The organism is Burkholderia sp. AU19243, assembly GCF_018148075.1.
Lineage (GTDB): Bacteria > Pseudomonadota > Gammaproteobacteria > Burkholderiales > Burkholderiaceae > Burkholderia > Burkholderia latens_A.
On the sequence record NZ_JAGSTV010000007.1, the window covers coordinates 1 to 16,104 of the forward strand.

At 67.1% G+C, this 16,104-nt stretch carries 16 protein-coding genes and 1 pseudogene; 7 read left to right on the forward strand and 10 right to left on the reverse strand.

From position 1 onward, the window contains the following. Positions 1–41: 41 nt before the first annotated feature. The 3 genes and pseudogenes from KDW55_RS14930 to KDW55_RS14940 form a co-directional block, all read right to left on the reverse strand. Positions 42–434: pseudogene (locus KDW55_RS14930) on the reverse strand (anti-sigma factor); the annotation flags it as partial. Beyond that, positions 424–1,065 carry an RNA polymerase sigma factor gene (locus tag KDW55_RS14935; protein WP_212160133.1) on the reverse strand — a complete coding sequence of 214 codons (642 nt, stop codon included), beginning with the start codon at positions 1,063–1,065 and terminating at the stop codon, positions 424–426. The pseudogene KDW55_RS14930 and the gene KDW55_RS14935, both read right to left, overlap by 11 nt. 199 nt (positions 1,066–1,264) lie before the next feature. Then, positions 1,265–2,176: a substrate binding domain-containing protein gene (locus KDW55_RS14940; RefSeq protein WP_212160134.1), complete on the reverse strand. Its 912-nt coding sequence runs from the start codon at positions 2,174–2,176 to the stop codon at positions 1,265–1,267. Positions 2,177–2,345: 169 nt separating this feature from the next. Here KDW55_RS14940 and gcl point away from each other — a divergent pair, with 169 nt between their 5' ends. The 4 genes from gcl to lysM all read left to right on the forward strand — a co-directional run bounded on the left by gcl (position 2,346) and on the right by lysM (position 6,851). Beyond that, positions 2,346–4,121 (forward strand): glyoxylate carboligase, encoded by a 1,776-nt coding sequence (gene gcl / locus KDW55_RS14945; RefSeq protein WP_069241464.1) that lies wholly within the window; start codon positions 2,346–2,348, stop codon positions 4,119–4,121. A gap of 44 nt (positions 4,122–4,165) precedes the next feature. Further along, on the forward strand, positions 4,166–4,975 hold the full coding sequence (gene hyi, locus KDW55_RS14950) for a hydroxypyruvate isomerase (protein WP_212147849.1): 810 nt from the start codon (positions 4,166–4,168) through the stop codon (positions 4,973–4,975). A gap of 25 nt (positions 4,976–5,000) precedes the next feature. Then, positions 5,001–5,921 (forward strand): 2-hydroxy-3-oxopropionate reductase, encoded by a 921-nt coding sequence (locus KDW55_RS14955; protein WP_331458411.1) that lies wholly within the window; start codon positions 5,001–5,003, stop codon positions 5,919–5,921. 459 nt (positions 5,922–6,380) lie between these two features. Further along, a complete protein-coding gene (lysM, locus tag KDW55_RS14960; RefSeq protein ID WP_040144340.1) occupies positions 6,381–6,851 on the forward strand; it encodes a peptidoglycan-binding protein LysM in 471 nt (156 codons plus the stop codon). Positions 6,852–6,938: 87 nt separating this feature from the next. On the opposite strand, the gene KDW55_RS14965 is transcribed toward lysM, so the two are convergent. Further along, entirely contained in the window at positions 6,939–7,961 is a 1,023-nt protein-coding gene (locus tag KDW55_RS14965) for an asparaginase (protein ID WP_059547629.1), read from the reverse strand. Positions 7,962–8,232: 271 nt separating this feature from the next. Between KDW55_RS14965 and KDW55_RS14970 the strand changes: the two genes are divergently transcribed. The 3 genes from KDW55_RS14970 to KDW55_RS14980 all read left to right on the forward strand — a co-directional run bounded on the left by KDW55_RS14970 (position 8,233) and on the right by KDW55_RS14980 (position 10,121). Beyond that, a complete protein-coding gene (locus KDW55_RS14970; protein ID WP_040144342.1) occupies positions 8,233–8,523 on the forward strand; it encodes a PsiF family protein in 291 nt (96 codons plus the stop codon). 326 nt (positions 8,524–8,849) lie between these two features. After that, on the forward strand, positions 8,850–9,308 hold the full coding sequence (locus KDW55_RS14975; RefSeq protein WP_059547630.1) for a hypothetical protein: 459 nt from the start codon (positions 8,850–8,852) through the stop codon (positions 9,306–9,308). Positions 9,309–9,533: 225 nt separating this feature from the next. Continuing rightward, complete coding sequence (locus KDW55_RS14980) at positions 9,534–10,121, forward strand: YSC84-related protein (RefSeq protein WP_040144344.1); 588 nt, start codon at positions 9,534–9,536, stop codon at positions 10,119–10,121. Positions 10,122–10,236: 115 nt separating this feature from the next. On the opposite strand, the gene KDW55_RS14985 is transcribed toward KDW55_RS14980, so the two are convergent. The 6 genes from KDW55_RS14985 to KDW55_RS15010 all read right to left on the reverse strand — a co-directional run bounded on the left by KDW55_RS14985 (position 10,237) and on the right by KDW55_RS15010 (position 16,051). After that, positions 10,237–11,301 carry a glycosyltransferase family 4 protein gene (locus KDW55_RS14985; protein WP_040144345.1) on the reverse strand — a complete coding sequence of 355 codons (1,065 nt, stop codon included), beginning with the start codon at positions 11,299–11,301 and terminating at the stop codon, positions 10,237–10,239. A 258-nt stretch (positions 11,302–11,559) separates the two neighbouring features. After that, on the reverse strand, positions 11,560–12,738 hold the full coding sequence (locus tag KDW55_RS14990) for an AAA family ATPase (RefSeq protein ID WP_212160136.1): 1,179 nt from the start codon (positions 12,736–12,738) through the stop codon (positions 11,560–11,562). A 32-nt stretch (positions 12,739–12,770) separates the two neighbouring features. Continuing rightward, positions 12,771–13,943 carry a mechanosensitive ion channel domain-containing protein gene (locus KDW55_RS14995; RefSeq protein WP_040144347.1) on the reverse strand — a complete coding sequence of 391 codons (1,173 nt, stop codon included), beginning with the start codon at positions 13,941–13,943 and terminating at the stop codon, positions 12,771–12,773. Between the two features lie 96 nt (positions 13,944–14,039). Then, positions 14,040–14,396, reverse strand: a complete 357-nt coding sequence (locus KDW55_RS15000; protein WP_006755340.1) for a Rap1a/Tai family immunity protein — start codon at positions 14,394–14,396, stop codon at positions 14,040–14,042. Positions 14,397–14,517: 121 nt separating this feature from the next. After that, complete coding sequence (locus tag KDW55_RS15005; protein ID WP_212160137.1) at positions 14,518–15,228, reverse strand: ankyrin repeat domain-containing protein; 711 nt, start codon at positions 15,226–15,228, stop codon at positions 14,518–14,520. Between the two features lie 43 nt (positions 15,229–15,271). Beyond that, positions 15,272–16,051, reverse strand: coding sequence for a TatD family hydrolase (locus KDW55_RS15010; protein WP_212160138.1), 780 nt, complete (start codon positions 16,049–16,051; stop codon positions 15,272–15,274). Positions 16,052–16,104: the final 53 nt, after the last annotated feature.

Genomic DNA, 16,104 nt, shown 5'->3' on the forward strand with positions numbered 1-16,104 from the left:
ATACGAGATTAGGAACCGGGTCTCGTGGGCTCGGAGATGTGTATAAGAGACAGGCGCGGCCCGGGGCCGGCAACGGCCGGGCGAGCCGACGCGCCGCGCCCGGCCGGCCATGCAAACCAGCGGCGGGCACCCGGTCGCGGCCGCGATGACGCCGCGGCGCCCTCCGCCGCGGGTTCCGCCCGGGAAGCTCCGGGCGCCCGTTGCCGCTCTCCGCCCATCGCCGGCAGGCCCGCGAGAATGCCCGCACGCAGCGCGTCCGGCGCGCGGTGATAGTCGGCCTGCCGCACCGCGCGCGATAGCGCAACGATCCGCTCGCGTTCACGGCGGCAGGCGTCGCACCCTTCCACATGCCGCTGGACGCGCAACGCATCGGGCGCCGACAGCTCGCGGTCGACGTCCGCGTCCAGCAATGCGCGCGCTTCGTTACAGTCCATCGATCGCCTCCGATGCGGTTCCGCCCGCCGACGCTCGTCCCGGCGCGCTCGCGCGGGCCGGCGCCGCCGTGCCGGCCAGCAGCGCGGCGAGCCTGCGGCGGCCGCGCGCGAGCCGCGACATCACGGTGCCGACCGGCACGTCGGCAATCGCCGCGATGTCGCGGTAGCTCAAGTCCTCCATCTCGCGCAGCACCAGCACCTCGCGGTATTCCGGCGGCAGCTTCGCGAGTGCCGCGTTCACCAATCGCACGTTCTCGCCGCGCAGCAACTGCGCGAGCGGATCTTCCGTCGCCGGTTGCCAGTCGTCGGGCACGTCGGTGTCATCGAGCGTGTCGGGCAGCGCGACCTCGTGCGCGTGCGTGCGGCGGCGCCATTCCGTGTACCAGGTGCGGCGCACGATCGTCAGCAGCCACGGCCGTGCGTTATCGCCGCGGCATGAGTCGACGAACCGCAGCGCGCGCATGCACGCGTCCTGGACGACGTCGTCCGCGTCGCCCGCGTTGCCGCTCAGCCAGCGCGCGAGGTTGTACGCGGCGTCGAGGTGCGGCAGCACCAGCGCGCGAAACCGCTCGCCGCGCGCGAGCGCGTCGTTTTCCGCCTGCTCGTCGAACGCCTGTCCGGCTTGCCCCACATCACCTCCCTGGTCCCCGGCGGCCGCAACCGCACCCGTGTCGCATCGTTCTCGCGTCCGCAACCGCGCCCGATTTCACGCCTGGCGCCCGGACGGACCGCAGCGCGCGCCCTCGATGACCTTACCGCCGCTGCGTCGAGTTTATTCCCGCGTGATGCCGGTGAACTGCAAAAAATTCGGGCCGATACCGTCGCGCCCGTTACGGCGCGCTGCTCCAGTAGCCGGGGCGTGCATACGCTTCGCGCAAGTAGTCAATGAAATAGCGCACGCGCGCGGGCACATAGCGCTGCTGCGGATAGACCGCGAGGATGTCGTAGTCGGGCAGCGCGTATTCGTCGAGTACCGTCTCGAGTTCGCCGGTTTCGAGCTGCGCGGCAATTTCCCAGGTCGAGCGCCAGCCGAGCCCGATGCTTTCGGCGACCCAGCGGTGCAGCAGTTCGCCGTCGTTGCAGTCGAGATTGCCGGTCACGCGCATCGTCACGATCTTGCCGTGGCGCTGAAAATACCAGCCGCGGTTCTGGCCGCCCTGCAGGTTGAACGCGAGACAGTTGTGCTTCAGCAGGTCGTCGAGCGATTTCGGCCGGCCGTGCTTGCGGAAATACTCGGGCGTGCCGCACACGACGCGCCGGTTCGACGCGAGCTTCACCGCGACAAAGTTCGGATCGACCGAGCCGCCGATCCGGATCGACAGGTCGTACCCTTCCCGCACGAGATCGACGACGCGGTCGGTCAGATTGAACGACAACTGCATTTCCGGCTTGTCGACGAGGAAGCCGGGCGCATGCGGCGCGACGTGCTTGCGGCCGAATGCGGCCGGCGCGGACACGATCAGGTGGCCGCTCACCGCGCGCCGCCCGGCGGCCAGCTCGTTCTCGGCCTGGTCCCATTCGGACAGCAGCCCGCGGCAGCGTTCGAGGAACGCGGCGCCCTCCTCGCTGACCACCAGCCGCCGCGTCGAACGGTACATCAGCTTCACGCCGAGGCGCTTCTCGAGCGCATCGATGCGCCGCCCGAGGATCACCGGCGACACGCCTTCCTCGAGCGCGGCCGCCGCGAGGCTGCCCGCATCCGCGACCCGCACGAACGTCTCGATCTGCTTGAAACGGTCCATCTGTCGTCTCCACCGGCTCCGACGCCGGCGGAAAGCCCCGTCCGGCCGTCATTCCATACTTTTAGTTTCGAAATAAGCGACTTCGGCTGATCTTATCAAACCTTTCCCGCATCCCTAAAGTGTCCCCAACAGACCGATTCGCAAGATCCGACTATCCAAGGAGACATTCATGGCCAAGATGAGAGCCGTCGACGCAGCCGTACTCGTGCTCGAGAAGGAAGGCATCCAGACCGCGTTCGGCGTGCCGGGCGCCGCAATCAACCCGTTCTATTCCGCGATGCGCAAGTCGGGCGGCATCAGCCACGTGCTCGCGCGTCACGTCGAAGGCGCGTCGCACATGGCCGAAGGTTTCACGCGTGCCGCGCCCGGCAACATCGGTGTGTGCATCGGCACGTCGGGCCCCGCCGGCACCGACATGATCACCGGCCTCTACTCCGCGTCGGCCGATTCGATTCCGATTCTCGCGATCACCGGCCAGGCGCCGCGCGCGCGACTCTACAAGGAAGACTTCCAGGCCGTCGACATCGAGTCGATCGCGAAGCCGGTCACCAAGTGGGCCGTCACCGTGCGCGAGCCGGCGCTCGTGCCGCGCGTGTTCCAGCAGGCGTTCCATCTGATGCGTTCGGGCCGCCCGGGCCCCGTGCTGGTCGACCTGCCGATCGACGTGCAGCTTGCCGAAATCGAATTCGATATCGACACGTACGAACCGCTGCCGGTCTACAAGCCGGCGGCCACCCGCGCGCAGATCGAGAAGGCGCTCGCGATGCTCAACGACGCCGACAAGCCGCTGATCGTGTCGGGCGGCGGTGTGCTCAACGCGGCCGCTGAGGATCTGCTCGTGCAGTTCGCCGAAACGATCGGCGTGCCGGTGATCCCGACGCTGATGTCGTGGGGCGCGATTCCGGACGACCACCCGCTGATGGCCGGCATGGTCGGGCTGCAGACGTCGCATCGCTACGGCAACGCGACGATGCTCGCATCCGACTTCGTGCTCGGCATCGGCAATCGCTGGGCGAACCGCCACACGGGCAGCATCGACGTCTACACGAAGGGCCGCAAGTTCGTGCACGTCGACATCGAACCGACGCAGATCGGCCGCGTGTTCGGCCCGGATCTCGGCATCGTGTCCGACGCGAAGGCCGCGCTCGAACTGTTCGTCGCGGTCGCACGGGAATGGAAGACCGCCGGCAAGCTGAAGGACCGCAGCGCGTGGGTTGCCGAATGCCAGGAGCGCAAGCGCACGCTGCAGCGCAAGACCCATTTCGACAATGTGCCGGTCAAGCCGCAGCGCGTGTACGAAGAGATGAACAAGGTGTTCGGCCGCGATACCTGCTACGTGAGCACGATCGGCCTGTCGCAGATCGCCGCCGCGCAGTTCCTGCACGTGTTCAAGGCGCGCAACTGGATCAACTGCGGGCAGGCAGGTCCGCTCGGCTGGACGATTCCCGCCGCGCTCGGCGTGCGCGCGGCCGATCCGAGCCGACCGATCGTCGCGCTGTCCGGCGACTACGACTTCCAGTTCATGATCGAGGAGCTCGCCGCCGGCGCGCAATTCAAGCTGCCGTACGTGCACGTCGTCGTGAACAACTCGTACCTCGGGCTGATCCGTCAGGCGCAGCGCGCATTCGACATGGACTACTGCGTGCAGCTCGCGTTCGACAACGTCAACGCACCGGAGCTGAACGGCTATGGCGTCGATCACGTGGCGGTCGCCGAAGGCCTCGGCTGCAAGGCGCTGCGCGTGTTCAAGCCGGAAGAGATCGAGCCGGCGCTGCGCCAGGCGCAAACGCTCGCCGAACAGTTCAGCGTGCCGGTGGTCGTCGAAGTGATCCTCGAGCGCGTGACGAACATCTCGATGGGCACCGAGATCGACGCGATCAACGAGTTCGAGGAACTCGCCGAGAAAGCCGAGCACGCGCCGACCGCGATTTCGATGCTCGACTGATCCACACGCCATTTTTTGACTGACCGACCGAAGAGGCTTAGCTCATGCCGAAGTTCGCTGCAAACCTGACCATGCTGTTCAACGAAGTGCCGTTCCTCGATCGCTTCAAGGCGGCCGCGGACGCCGGCTTCGACGCCGTCGAGTTCCTGTTCCCGTACCCGTATGCGAAAGAGGAACTCGCCGAGCGCCTCGAGACCCACCGCCTGCGCCTCGTGCTGCACAACCTGCCCGCCGGCAACTGGGACCAGGGAGAGCGCGGGATCGCGTGCCTGCCCGATCGTGTCGGCGAATTCCAGGAAGGCGTCGGCCGTGCGATCGAGTACGCGAAGGCGCTGAAGGTGCCGCAGCTGAACTGCCTGGTCGGCATCCCGTCGGCGAGCACCGCGCGCGACAAGACCTTCGTCACGATCGTCGACAACCTGCGCTTCGCCGCCGATGCGCTCAAGCGCGAAGGCATCCGCCTGCTCGTCGAGCCGTGCAACAGCTTCGACATCCCGGGCTTCGCGCTGAACCGCTCGTCCGAAGGGCTCGACGTGATCCGCGCGGTCGGCTCGGACAACCTGTTCCTGCAGTACGACATCTATCACATGCAGCGGATGGAGGGCGAACTCGCCGCGACGATCGAACGCAATCTCGCGTCGATCGGCCACGTTCAGCTCGCAGACAACCCGGGCCGCAACGAGCCTGGCACGGGCGAGATCAACTACGCGTTCCTGTTCGCACTGCTCGACCGGCTCGGCTACGCCGGCTACGTCGGCTGCGAATACAAGCCGCGCACCACCACGATCGAAGGACTCGGCTGGCTCGAGAGCGTCGCCGGCCGCGCAGCGGGCTCGGCGCGCCGCGCAGCCTGACGTCCGCCCTTCCAACGGTTTCCCCATACACGCCCCTACAGGAGACTTCCACATGGCAACCATCGGTTTCATCGGCCTCGGCATCATGGGCGCGCACATGGCGCGCAACCTGCTCAAGGGCGATCATCAGCTCGTCGTGAACGGTGCGTTCCCGATCCCCGACGACCTGCGCGCAAGCGCGAAGGTCGTCGCCAACTCGACCGAAGTCGCGCAGCACGCGGACGTCATCATCTCGATGGTGCCCGACACGCCGGACGTGCGTAACGTGCTGTTCGCCGACGACGGCGTCGCGAAGGGCCTCACGGCCGGCAAGCTCGTGATCGACATGAGCTCGATCTCGCCGCTCGACACGCAGGAATTCGCGAAGCAGATCAACGCGCTCGGCTGCGACTATCTCGACGCGCCGGTGTCCGGCGGCGAAGTGGGTGCGCGCGAGGCGACGCTGACGATCATGGTCGGCGGCCCGGAGAAGGCGTTCGAACGCGCGAAGCCGCTGTTCGAAAAGATGGGCAAGAACATCACGCTCGTCGGCGACAACGGCGCAGGTCAGACCTGCAAGGTCGCGAACCAGATCATCGTCGCGCTGAACATCGAGGCCGTCGGCGAAGCATTGCTGTTCGCCGCCCGCTCGGGCGCCGACCCGGAGCGCGTGCGCCAGGCGCTGATGGGCGGCTTCGCCGCGTCGCGCATCCTCGAAGTGCACGGTGCACGCATGACGAAGCGCACGTTCGACCCGGGCTTCCGCATCGAGCTGCACCAGAAGGACCTGAATCTCGCGCTCGACGGCGCGCGCAAGCTTGGCCTCGCACTGCCGCACACGGCCAGCGCGCAGCAGCTGTTCAGCGTGTGCGCATCGCACGGCGGCAAGGCATGGGATCACTCGGCGCTCGTGCGTGCGCTGGAGATCATGTCGAACTTCGAGATCGGCCAGACGCCGGCCGCGTAACGCGGCTGCGGCAGCGCGCGTTTCGCTGCAACGGCAAACGCGCGCGACCAATAAACGCGAGCCGGCCGCGGCCGGTCGCATCGATGCGCGAGCACACGCGCATCACGTTGGGGCGCTCTGCCGCGTATCGCTGAAATGCGTGCGCGACGGGGCGAAAAAACGCCGCTCTGGGCTGAGAGCGGCGTGGTGGGGTCCGCAGCGGCACCCGGCGGCGCCGGGGAAGCCTTGGTCGGTCAGACGTCGTCGTCGGGTGTCCGCCTGTCGGATTTCGCGTATTACATTTCTTTACGTTCGTGCGCACGATTTTTCATGCAATCGTCGCGACGAACGCCTACACTTTCGCCACGCCTTTCGAGAAATCCGCCGCGCCAGCGCTCACTCCGGTGACCGCGCCCAGCGCGGTGTTTTTTTCGCCACTTCACGGCGCGTTTTCTTTTCAACCACCTAGGGAGTGCAGCGATGGGTCTTCTTTCGTTTATCAAAGAGGCGGGTGAAAAACTGCTGGGTCACGCTGACGCGCAAGCAGCGGAAGATCCGAATGCCGCAAACCAGACCGCGGCCGATGCGATCAAGAACTACATCAACACGCAAGGGCTCGATACGTCGAACCTGACCGTCGCATTCGACGGCGCATCGCGCACCGTCACGCTGTCGGGCAGCGTCGCCGATCTCGACACGAAGGCGAAGGTCAAGGTCGCGGCCGGCAACGTGCAGGGCGTCGCGGCCGTCAACGACGACGATCTGCAGCCGGACGATCCGGAAGTTCAGTACCACGACGTGAAGCCGGGCGACACACTGTCGGCGATCGCCAAGGAAGTGTATGGCGACGCGAACAAGTACCCGGTGATCTTCGAGGCGAACAAGCCGATGCTGTCGAGCCCGGACCGGATTTACCCGGGCCAGAAGCTGGTGATTCCGCCGCAGTCCTGAGCATTTGCGCAGTACTGACGCAAAAGGCAGGCCCGTGGCCTGCCTTTTTTCATGGGCGCCGCATGCCGCCCGCTCGGCGGCCGCCGTTCACAGCGTGTCGAATGCGCGCTGCAGCGCGTCGCGTTCGCGAATGCCGTTCGCGAGCGCGAGCATCAGCAGCACGCGCGCCTTGAACGGGCTGAGCGACCCGGCGCTCACGAAGCCGAGCGCATCGTCGTTGGCCGCACCGTTGCGCATCACGTGACCCGAGCCGACGCGCGACGCGCGCACCACGGCAACGCCCGCCTTCACCGCATCGGCAAGCGCCGCCTGCAGCGTCGCGTGGATCGACCCGTTGCCGGTGCCCGCAACGACCAGACCGCGCACGCCGGCCGCGACGAGCGCGTCGACGGCCGTGCGCGTGACACCTGCATAGCTCGCAACGACTTCGACCGGCGGCCACTCGGCCGCGATCGCGAGTTGCCCGTCGCGCGCACGCGTGACGCGGCGCGCGAATTCGACGCGGCCGTCCTGCACCCAGCCGAGCGCGCCCAGTTCCGGCGACTGGAATGCGTCGACGGCGTAGGTACTCGTTTTCACGACGTCGCGCGCGCCGTGGATCCGGTTGTTGAACGCGATGAGCACGCCCTGCCCGCGCGCGGCCGGGTGCGCGGCGACGCTCACCGCGTTCAGCAGGTTCAACGGCCCGTCGGACGACAACGCGGTGGCCGGCCGCATCGCGGCCGTCAGCACGACCGGCTTGTCGCCCTTCACGACCAGATGCAACGCATATGCGGTTTCCTCGAGCGTATCGGTGCCGTGAGTGATCACGATGCCGTCGATCGCCGGATCGGACATCAGGGCGTCGATGCGTGCTGCGAGCGTATTCCACAACGACAAGGCGAGATCCTTGCTGTCGATGCTCGCGACCTGCTCGGCGTCGACGCGCGCAACCGACGCGAGCGCCGGCACCGCGTCGAGCAGGAAATTGACGCCGAGCGCGCCGGCCTGATAACCGGCCGTGCTGGCGGCGTCCGGTGCGGCGCCGGCGATCGTGCCGCCGGTGGCAAGTACGGCGATGCGCGGCAGAGCCGGCGCGGGCGAAGGGGATGCGGAGTTCGGAGTATTCATGGCCGCGATTGTAATGGCTTGCGCCCGGCATCCGGTAGGTGCGGCACGAATGATCGCGGCTAGCGCCCCATGTCATGGTTTGTCCCGATCGCCGCCGCGCGCGCGCCGTCAACGGCCATGCGGGCCGCCGCGTTATTGAAATGCCGTTTTGGTGTTTTCACATTGATTTGCCATAATCGGAACGCGCGTCGCGATGCGACCCTGTTCGCGTCGTGCCGGGCTTCGTGACGGCGTCGATATAAAACGCAATTCACCCCATGGGAGTGTCGAAATGAAGATCCAATCGCTCGTAGCCGCACTGCTTCTCGGCGGCATGCTGGCTTCCCCCGCTTTCGCGGCGAACAGCCAGCAGGACAAGATGAAGGCCTGTAACACGCAGGCAGCCGGCAAGACGGGCGATGAACGCAAGGCGTTCATGAAGGACTGCCTGTCGGCCAAGCCCGCGAAGAAAATGACGCAGCAGGAAAAGATGAAGGCCTGCAACACGCAGGCTGCCGACAAGAAGGGCGACGATCGCAAGGCGTTCATGAAGAGCTGCCTGAGCAGCCAGCCGGCCGCCTGAGTTTCGGCGCTGCCGTCGCAGATGCCGCGCACCGCTTCGGCGGGCGCGGCATTTTTGTTTTCGTTGCACGCGCATCGACGTTTGCGGATGGCAGGCATGCCGTCGGCGCCGGCGCGCTTGCCGCGCTCCGCTGCCGAGCGCCGATACGAAGCCGCCCCCCCATCCCGGCTCGCCGCCACGGGCGCGCCGTCCGAATGCCGCCACATGGTGCGGCAATTCGCCGCGATTTCTTCTATGATGGCTGCAACGCGGCCCCTCCAAGTACAAGAAGCGCCATCGGGCCGCCCTCGACACGGACGCGCACGCCGCGTCAAACGGAGGCATGGATGGCATGGAGACAACACCGCTGGTTCCGCCGCTGGCTGATCGTGATCGTGTTCTGGGCCGTGCCCGTCGCGATCGTCGCCGTGCGCGAGATCCGCGAGGAAATGGCGTACAACAAGGCCGACCTGCAACTCGCGCTGACCACGTGGCAACTCACCGATGCGCAGCAGGCGGCCGGCGCAGCCGCGAAATGTCACGGCGATCCTGACACGGCGCGTGCGGCCGGCTGCCCGGCCGACGTGCTGGCCGCGAACGCGCCGCGCCAACAGGCGGCCCGCGATGAATACGTGGTGCGCCGCAATACGTTGGCTGGCTACCTGTGGCATGCATTCGTCGGCTACTGGGTCGTACCGGCCGCCTTCCTGTTCGGATGCGGCGTCGTGATCGCCCTCATCCGCCGCGCGCTGCGGCGGCCGCCGATCAAACCGCCCGCCCCGCCCGCGCCACCCGTCGCGCACTGACGCGCCATTCCCTCAATCCGTGGTTGCCTGCGTCGCCGCGCGAGCGCGCGACGCGGTCCCGCGCACGCGTCAATCCGTCCGTTGGTGCGCCGCGACAGCCCAAAACGATTTGACGCTTTTTCACGTACGAATGAAAAGGGGTTGTAATCCACTGTGATATAACTGCCGACGTGATCCGCTCCGTGAGCGAGACTCACTCCGAACGTCATCCGATGGAGAAGAACGATGCAAAAACGGACTCTTGTGCTCAAAGCCGCCGCTGCGCTGATCGTCGGTAGCCTCGCGCTCACCGGTTGCACCACCACCCCCGACAAGCCCGATAACGCCGCGACGAATGCGTCGAAGCGCCAGGCGATCGATTCGAGCGTCGACGCGACGCTGTCGCGGATGTATTCGACGGTCAAGGGTTCGCGCGAACTCGTCGCGAAGTCGCGCGGCGTGCTCGTATTCCCGGAAGTGCTCCAGGCGGGCTTCATCGTCGGCGGCCAGACCGGCAACGGCGCGCTGCGCGTCGGCGGCAGCACGGTCGGCTACTACAACACGTCGTCGCTGTCGGTCGGCCTGCAGGCCGGCGCGCAGTCGAAGGCGATCGTGTTCCTGTTCATGACGCAGCAGGCACTCGACGAATTCCGCAACTCGGACGGCTGGGCTGCCGGCGCCGGTGCATCGGTCGCGCTGGTGAAGATGGGCGCGAACGGCGCGGTCGACTCGAATACGGCCACCGCGCCGATCCAGGTCATCGTGCTGACCAACGCCGGCTTGATGGGCGACGTGTCGATCAACGGCACGAAGGTCACGAAGCTGAAGATCTGACGCCGCGGCGTCCTCGCCCGTGCGCACCGCGCGGGCAACGTGCAAACGGCGATGTCCTCGCGGGCATCGCCGTTTTTTCATCCGCGCGCGTCGGTGCATCGGCGCGTCGGTCAATTCAGGTCGTCGAATCGATCACCTTGAAGCGTGCGCGCTTCTGCGCGCGAATCAGCGACTGATACACGTCGACGTACTGCTGCGCCATCCGGCGCGACGTAAAGCGCTCCTCGAAGCGCTGGCGCACGCGCGCTCGCGGCAGCAGGTGCAGCCGGTTCACGGCGGCCACCGCGCTGATCTCGTCCTCGACGATGAAACCCGACACGCCCTCGTCCACCACTTCCGGCACCGCGCCGCGATTGAACGCGATCACCGGCGTGCCGCACGACATCGCCTCGATCATCACCAGCCCGAACGGTTCCGGCCAGTCGATCGGAAACAGGAGCGCATGCGCGCCCGACAGGAATTCGGCCTTCTGGTGATCGGCGATCTCGCCGATGAACTCGACGTGCGGCAGCGCGAACAGCGGCTTGATCTCGCGCTCGAAGTACTCCTCGTCGGCCGCGTCGATCTTCGCGGCGATCCGGATCGGCAACCCGCATTGGCGTGCGATGCGGATCGCGGTGTCGACACGCTTTTCCGGCGAGATTCGGCCGAGAAACGCAAGATAGCGCGGCTCCACCGGCTGCGGCATGTACATCGTGTCGGGCAGCCCGTGATAGACGGTCGTCTGCCATTTCGCCTGCGGCAGCGGCTGGCGCTGTGAATTCGAGATCGAGATCACCGGCGCGGTATTGAACGTATCGAACACCGGCTGCTGCTCGGGCAGGTCGAGCCGGCCGTGCAACGTCGTCACGAACGGCGTTTCCTGGCGGCCGAACACCGAAAACGAGTAGTAGTCCATGTGGAAATGGAGCACGTCGAAATCCTTCGCGCGGCGCGCGACAGTCTCCATCAGCAGCATGTGCGGCGCGACCCGGTCGCGGATCGACGAGTCGAGGCGCAGTGCGCGCGGCCATACCGGCTCGAGCTTCGCGCGGGTAGTCGAATCGCCGCTCGCGAACAGCGTCACGTCATGGCCGAGATCGACGAGCGCCTCGGTGATGTAGGAGACGACGCGTTCCGTGCCGCCGTACAGCTTCGGCGGCACGGATTCGGTCAGCGGGGCGATCTGCGCAATTCTCATGATCCACGTCTCCTGTGTCCTCGGGTGGCCGCCCGGGCGCGCGGGCGCCGTGCGCCCCGTTGCAGCACGCGGCCGGCGCCGCACCGGCCCGATATCTCATTATTATTCGCGATCCCGATGTCCGGAAGCGCCGGTCTTTCATTTTATGGAAGTTGTTACAGACAGGATACATTCGGCGCGGCGGCAACCCGCATCGGCCGATGCCGGGTCACGCGTCGTTGCCTGCTGTGGCAGGCACCTCATGCGCCGCGCCGCGTATCAGCGCGACGGCCATTTCCACGGCGGCAGGTCGCGCGCGTCCGCATCGACGAGCACAGTCGCGCCCAATTGCTTGTCGAGCACCAGCGACTCGCAGCCGGCCTCGCGTTCGAGCGTCGCGATGAGCCGGGCCGCATGCGACACGACCAGCACCTGCGAACGCCGGGCCGCCTGCGCGACGAGCCGGCCGAGCGCCGGCAGCAGATCCGGATGCAGGCTCGTTTCCGGTTCGTTCAGCACCATCAGCGCGGGGGGCCGCGGCGTCAGCAGCGCGGCCGCAAGCAGCAGGTAGCGCAGCGTGCCGTCCGACAACTCGGCGGCCGACAGCGGCCGCAACAGCCCCGGCTGCCGCATCAGCACGTCGAGGCGGCCGCGCCCGCCCGGATTGTCGATGTCGATCGATGCACCGGGGAACGCGTCGTCGATCGCCGCGTCGAGCGCGCCGGCGTCGCCGATCTCGCGGATCGTCTGCAGCGCGGCAGCCAGGTCCGCGCCGTCGTCCGCAAGCACGGGCGTATGCGTGCCGATGTGCGACTGCCTGGCCGGCGCTTGCGCGTCGGTCCGGAAATGATCGTAGAAGCGCCACGAACGGATCCGCTCGCGCACCGCGATCATCTCCGGCGCGCCGACCGGGTCGGCGAATTCCGTCATCATGCTGTCGAAGCTGGCGACCGGCTGCGGCACCGTATGCCACTCGCTGGAGCCGGTACGCGCGCGAATCTGCGCGCCGTGGCGGTCGACCAGCAGCGTCGACGGCCGCAGCAGCGCGCCGCTCCAGATGCATTCGCGCTTCACGACGGGGTCCAGACAAAACATCGATGCACCGTTCTTCACCGGCAGACCGAGATCGATCGCGTAGCCGAAATCGTCGCCCGCGAAACCCAGCTTCAGGCTCACGGGCCCGTTGCGCACGGTGCCGGTCACCGGCACGTCGCCGCTCAGCATCGCACGTGAAAAGCGCTCGGGGCCGGCCCATAGCGTCGACGGCAGCCCGCCTTCGCGCGCGAGCGACGGAATCACGCGGCCCTGCGCGGTGTCGGCGAGCAGCCGCAGTGCGCGATACACGCTCGACTTGCCGCTGCCGTTCGGCCCGGTGACGACGGTCAGCGCCGCGAGCGGCACGATGAGCTCGCGCAGCGAGCGGTAATTGGCGATGGCAAGCGTCTTCAGCGCGGTCATGAATTGGAATGGCGGCGGGTACCGGCTCGCGCTCAGCGGCCTTCGGTGACTTTCGGATCGGCCGCCGTGTTGGCCGCGGTGCTGGCGGCCGGCTGCCGCGCATGCGGGCGTTCAGGATTCGGTTCGCCGGGCGCCGACTCATGCGGATACAGCTCCATGCGGCTGCGCGGCAGGCATTGCGGATAGCGCGTTTGCAGGTACGCGATCAAGCCTTCGCGCACGCGGCAGCGCAAGTCCCAGCATGACGACGAATCGGCCGCGCTGACCAGCGCGCGCAGCTGCATCGTGCGCTCGGTCGCGTCGGTCACCTGCAGCACCTGCACGCGGCCGTCCCATTCGGGCGCCGCGTGGACGAGCCGCGCGAGCTCCTCGCGCAGCGGCGCGAGCGGCGTGCGGTAGTCGACCGACAGGAATACCGTGCCGATGATCTCCGAACTGTTGCGGGTCCAGTTCGCGAACGGGTTCTCGATGATCCACTGCAGCGGGACGACGAGCCGGCGCTGATCCCACAGCCGTACCGACACGAACGAACCGGTGATTTCTTCGATACGGCCCCACTCGCCCTGGATCACGACGACGTCGTCGATCCGGATCGGCTGGGTGAGCGCGATCTGCAGCCCCGCGATCAGGTTGCCGAGCACCGGCCGCGCGGCGATACCGGCGACAAGACCGGCAACGCCGGCCGACGCCAGCAGGCTCGCGCCGATCTGACGCACGTTCGGAAACGTCATCAGCGCGCCGCCCGTGCCGATGATCACGATCAGCACCATCACCGTGCGCACGAGCACCTTCGCCTGCGTGTGGATGCGCCGCGCGTGGAGATTGTTGGCCGTATCCATCGGATGGGCCTGGATGATCGCGTCGCCGACGCCGGCCACGAGCCGCACCAGCAGCCAGGTCAGCGACACGATCGAGCCGACCGCGGCCGCGCTGCGCATCCCGCGCACGAACGACATGCCTTCGTCCGCCTGAGTCCACAGGAACTCGAGGGCGAGCAGCGCGAGCGTGACGAGCGACGGTTTGTCGATGTAGCGCAGGATCACGCTCATCAACGGATACGGCTGCGCGATGCGCTTGACGATCCGTGCGCCGAGCCGATGCACGAGCACGACCGCAAGCACCACAAGAATCGACACGACGAGCGTGCCGAGCCACGTATGCAACGGCGCATCGGCGATGCGCTGGAATTCCTCGATTGAAATCATCGGCGCCCGGGATCCTTCGGTTATGACGCGCGGCGGCGTCGTCCTGGATGCGTCGGCGATGTCCGGGCGATGCGCGCGCCCGAACGCGGCGTCAAATCAGCTGCCGCCCCTGCATGGAAACGCCTTGCCGAGACCGAGCGACACCGCGGTGCTCGCGTTGTAGTCGGCCAGCTTCGGGTTCTCCGCGATGTACTTGCGCACCGCGTCGGTCATCTGCTGCGCCCGGATGTCGGGCGGCAGGCAGAAATACTGCCCGACGCGCGGCCCGGTGGTACCGCCGATCGCGTCGATGGTGTTGTAGACGCCATCGGCGGCGCCTTCGATGTAGGCCGCGCACGACGCCCGCGACTTGACGTCCGTCTTCGCGCACAGCCGGTCGAGATCCGCGCCCGTGAAAGCCGCTGCCGACAACGGCACGGCAAACGCCGCGGCACAAAACATAGCCCGCAACATGGTGTTCCTTATGTCAATGCGGCGCGAGGCCGCTCACTGCACTGACCGGCGCGGCGGCAACCCTCGCGCGGCCGGCCGGATTCCAGCCGGTCGCGCGTGTTTCGCCCCCGCGCCGAAACCGTCATTTTGCACTCTTTTGGGCATCTGCCGGCGCAGATGCACCGATGCGCACCGTCCGCTTGCTCAGGATGTCGATCGCATCGGGCGCCTTGTAGTGCTTCGCGAACTCGAGCGCGGTGATCCCGAGCTGGTTCTTCACCTGCGGATCGGCACCCTGGTCAAGCAGCAGATTGACCGTCGACGCATGGTTGCCGCGCGCGGCCATCATCAGCGGCGTCGTGCCGTTCGGCGACGCGGTGTCGATATACGCGTCGTGGTCGAGCAGGATCTTGACGACCTCGTCCTGACCATTGGTGGCCGCGTAGTGCAGCGGCGCCCAGCCCTTCTTGCTGACTTCCGCGCCCTTGTCGATCAGCAGTTTCACGAGCCCGACGTCGCCGTTCAGCGACGCGAGCATCAGTGCGTTCTCGCCGGCCTTGTCTTCCATCTCGAGATCGACGTTCGGCGTCGTCGCGAGCGCGGCGGCAACCTTGTCGGACTTCTCGCGCGCGGCGATCACGAGCAACGGATCGCCGTTCGGCGCGAGCGTGTTCGGGTCGAGCTTGCCGCTCTTGAGCTGCTTGCCGATGTCGTCGATGTCGTCGAACTTGACCGCCTTCACGATCGCGTCGAGCGACTCGGCATGCGCGCCGGCGGCGGCAAACAGGCCGCTCGCGACGAGGGCGGCGGCAACGAGTGCGCGCTTGGGCAGGGTTGTGGTCGGCTTCGTCATTGTTGTGGGCTCCTTCCCTGGGTTGTCGGCTGGCCGCGCGTCGTCAGCGGGCGATCTTGAACAGCCGGAAAAAGTTCTGTGTCGTCGCATCGGCGAGCGCCTCGACGGCGATCCCGCGCTCGGATGCGATAAAGCGTCCGACATGGCTCACGTACGCAGGTTCATTCGGCTTGCCGCGATACGGCACCGGCGCCAGGTATGGCGAGTCGGTCTCGATCAGCAAACGGTCAAGCGGCACGCGCCGCGCGACGTCCTGCACGTCGGTCGCGTTCTTGAACGTGACGATGCCGGACAGCGAGATGTGGAAGTTCTGCGCGAGCGCCCGTTCGGCGACCGGCCATGGCTCGGTGAAGCAGTGCATCACGCCGCCCGGCACGTCCGCGCGCTCCTCGGCCATGATCCGCAGCGTATCTTCCGACGACGACCGCGTATGGACGATCAGCGGCTTCATCGTCGCCGTCGCCGCGCGGATATGCGTGCGGAAGCGGTCGCGCTGCCACTCCATGTCGGCGATCGAGCGGCCTTCGAGGCGGTAGTAGTCGAGGCCCGTCTCGCCGATCGCGACGACCTTCGGGTGCGCCGCGAGCTCGATCAGCTCCGCGAGCGTCGGCTCGCGCGCGTCCTCGTGATCGGGATGCACGCCGACCGACGCATACACGTTGTCGTGCGCCTGCGCGATCGCGAGCACGTCGGGGAGCGTCTCGAAGTCGACCGACACGCACAGCGCGTGCGTGACGTCGTGCTCGCGCATGTTTTCCAGCACGGCCGGCAGCCGGTCGGCAAGACCCTTGAAATTGATGTGACAGTGAGAATCGACGAACATCGTGTTTCCTGAATTCGTAAGGCAGGCGCTACACGCACGCCGCCATTCGTTTC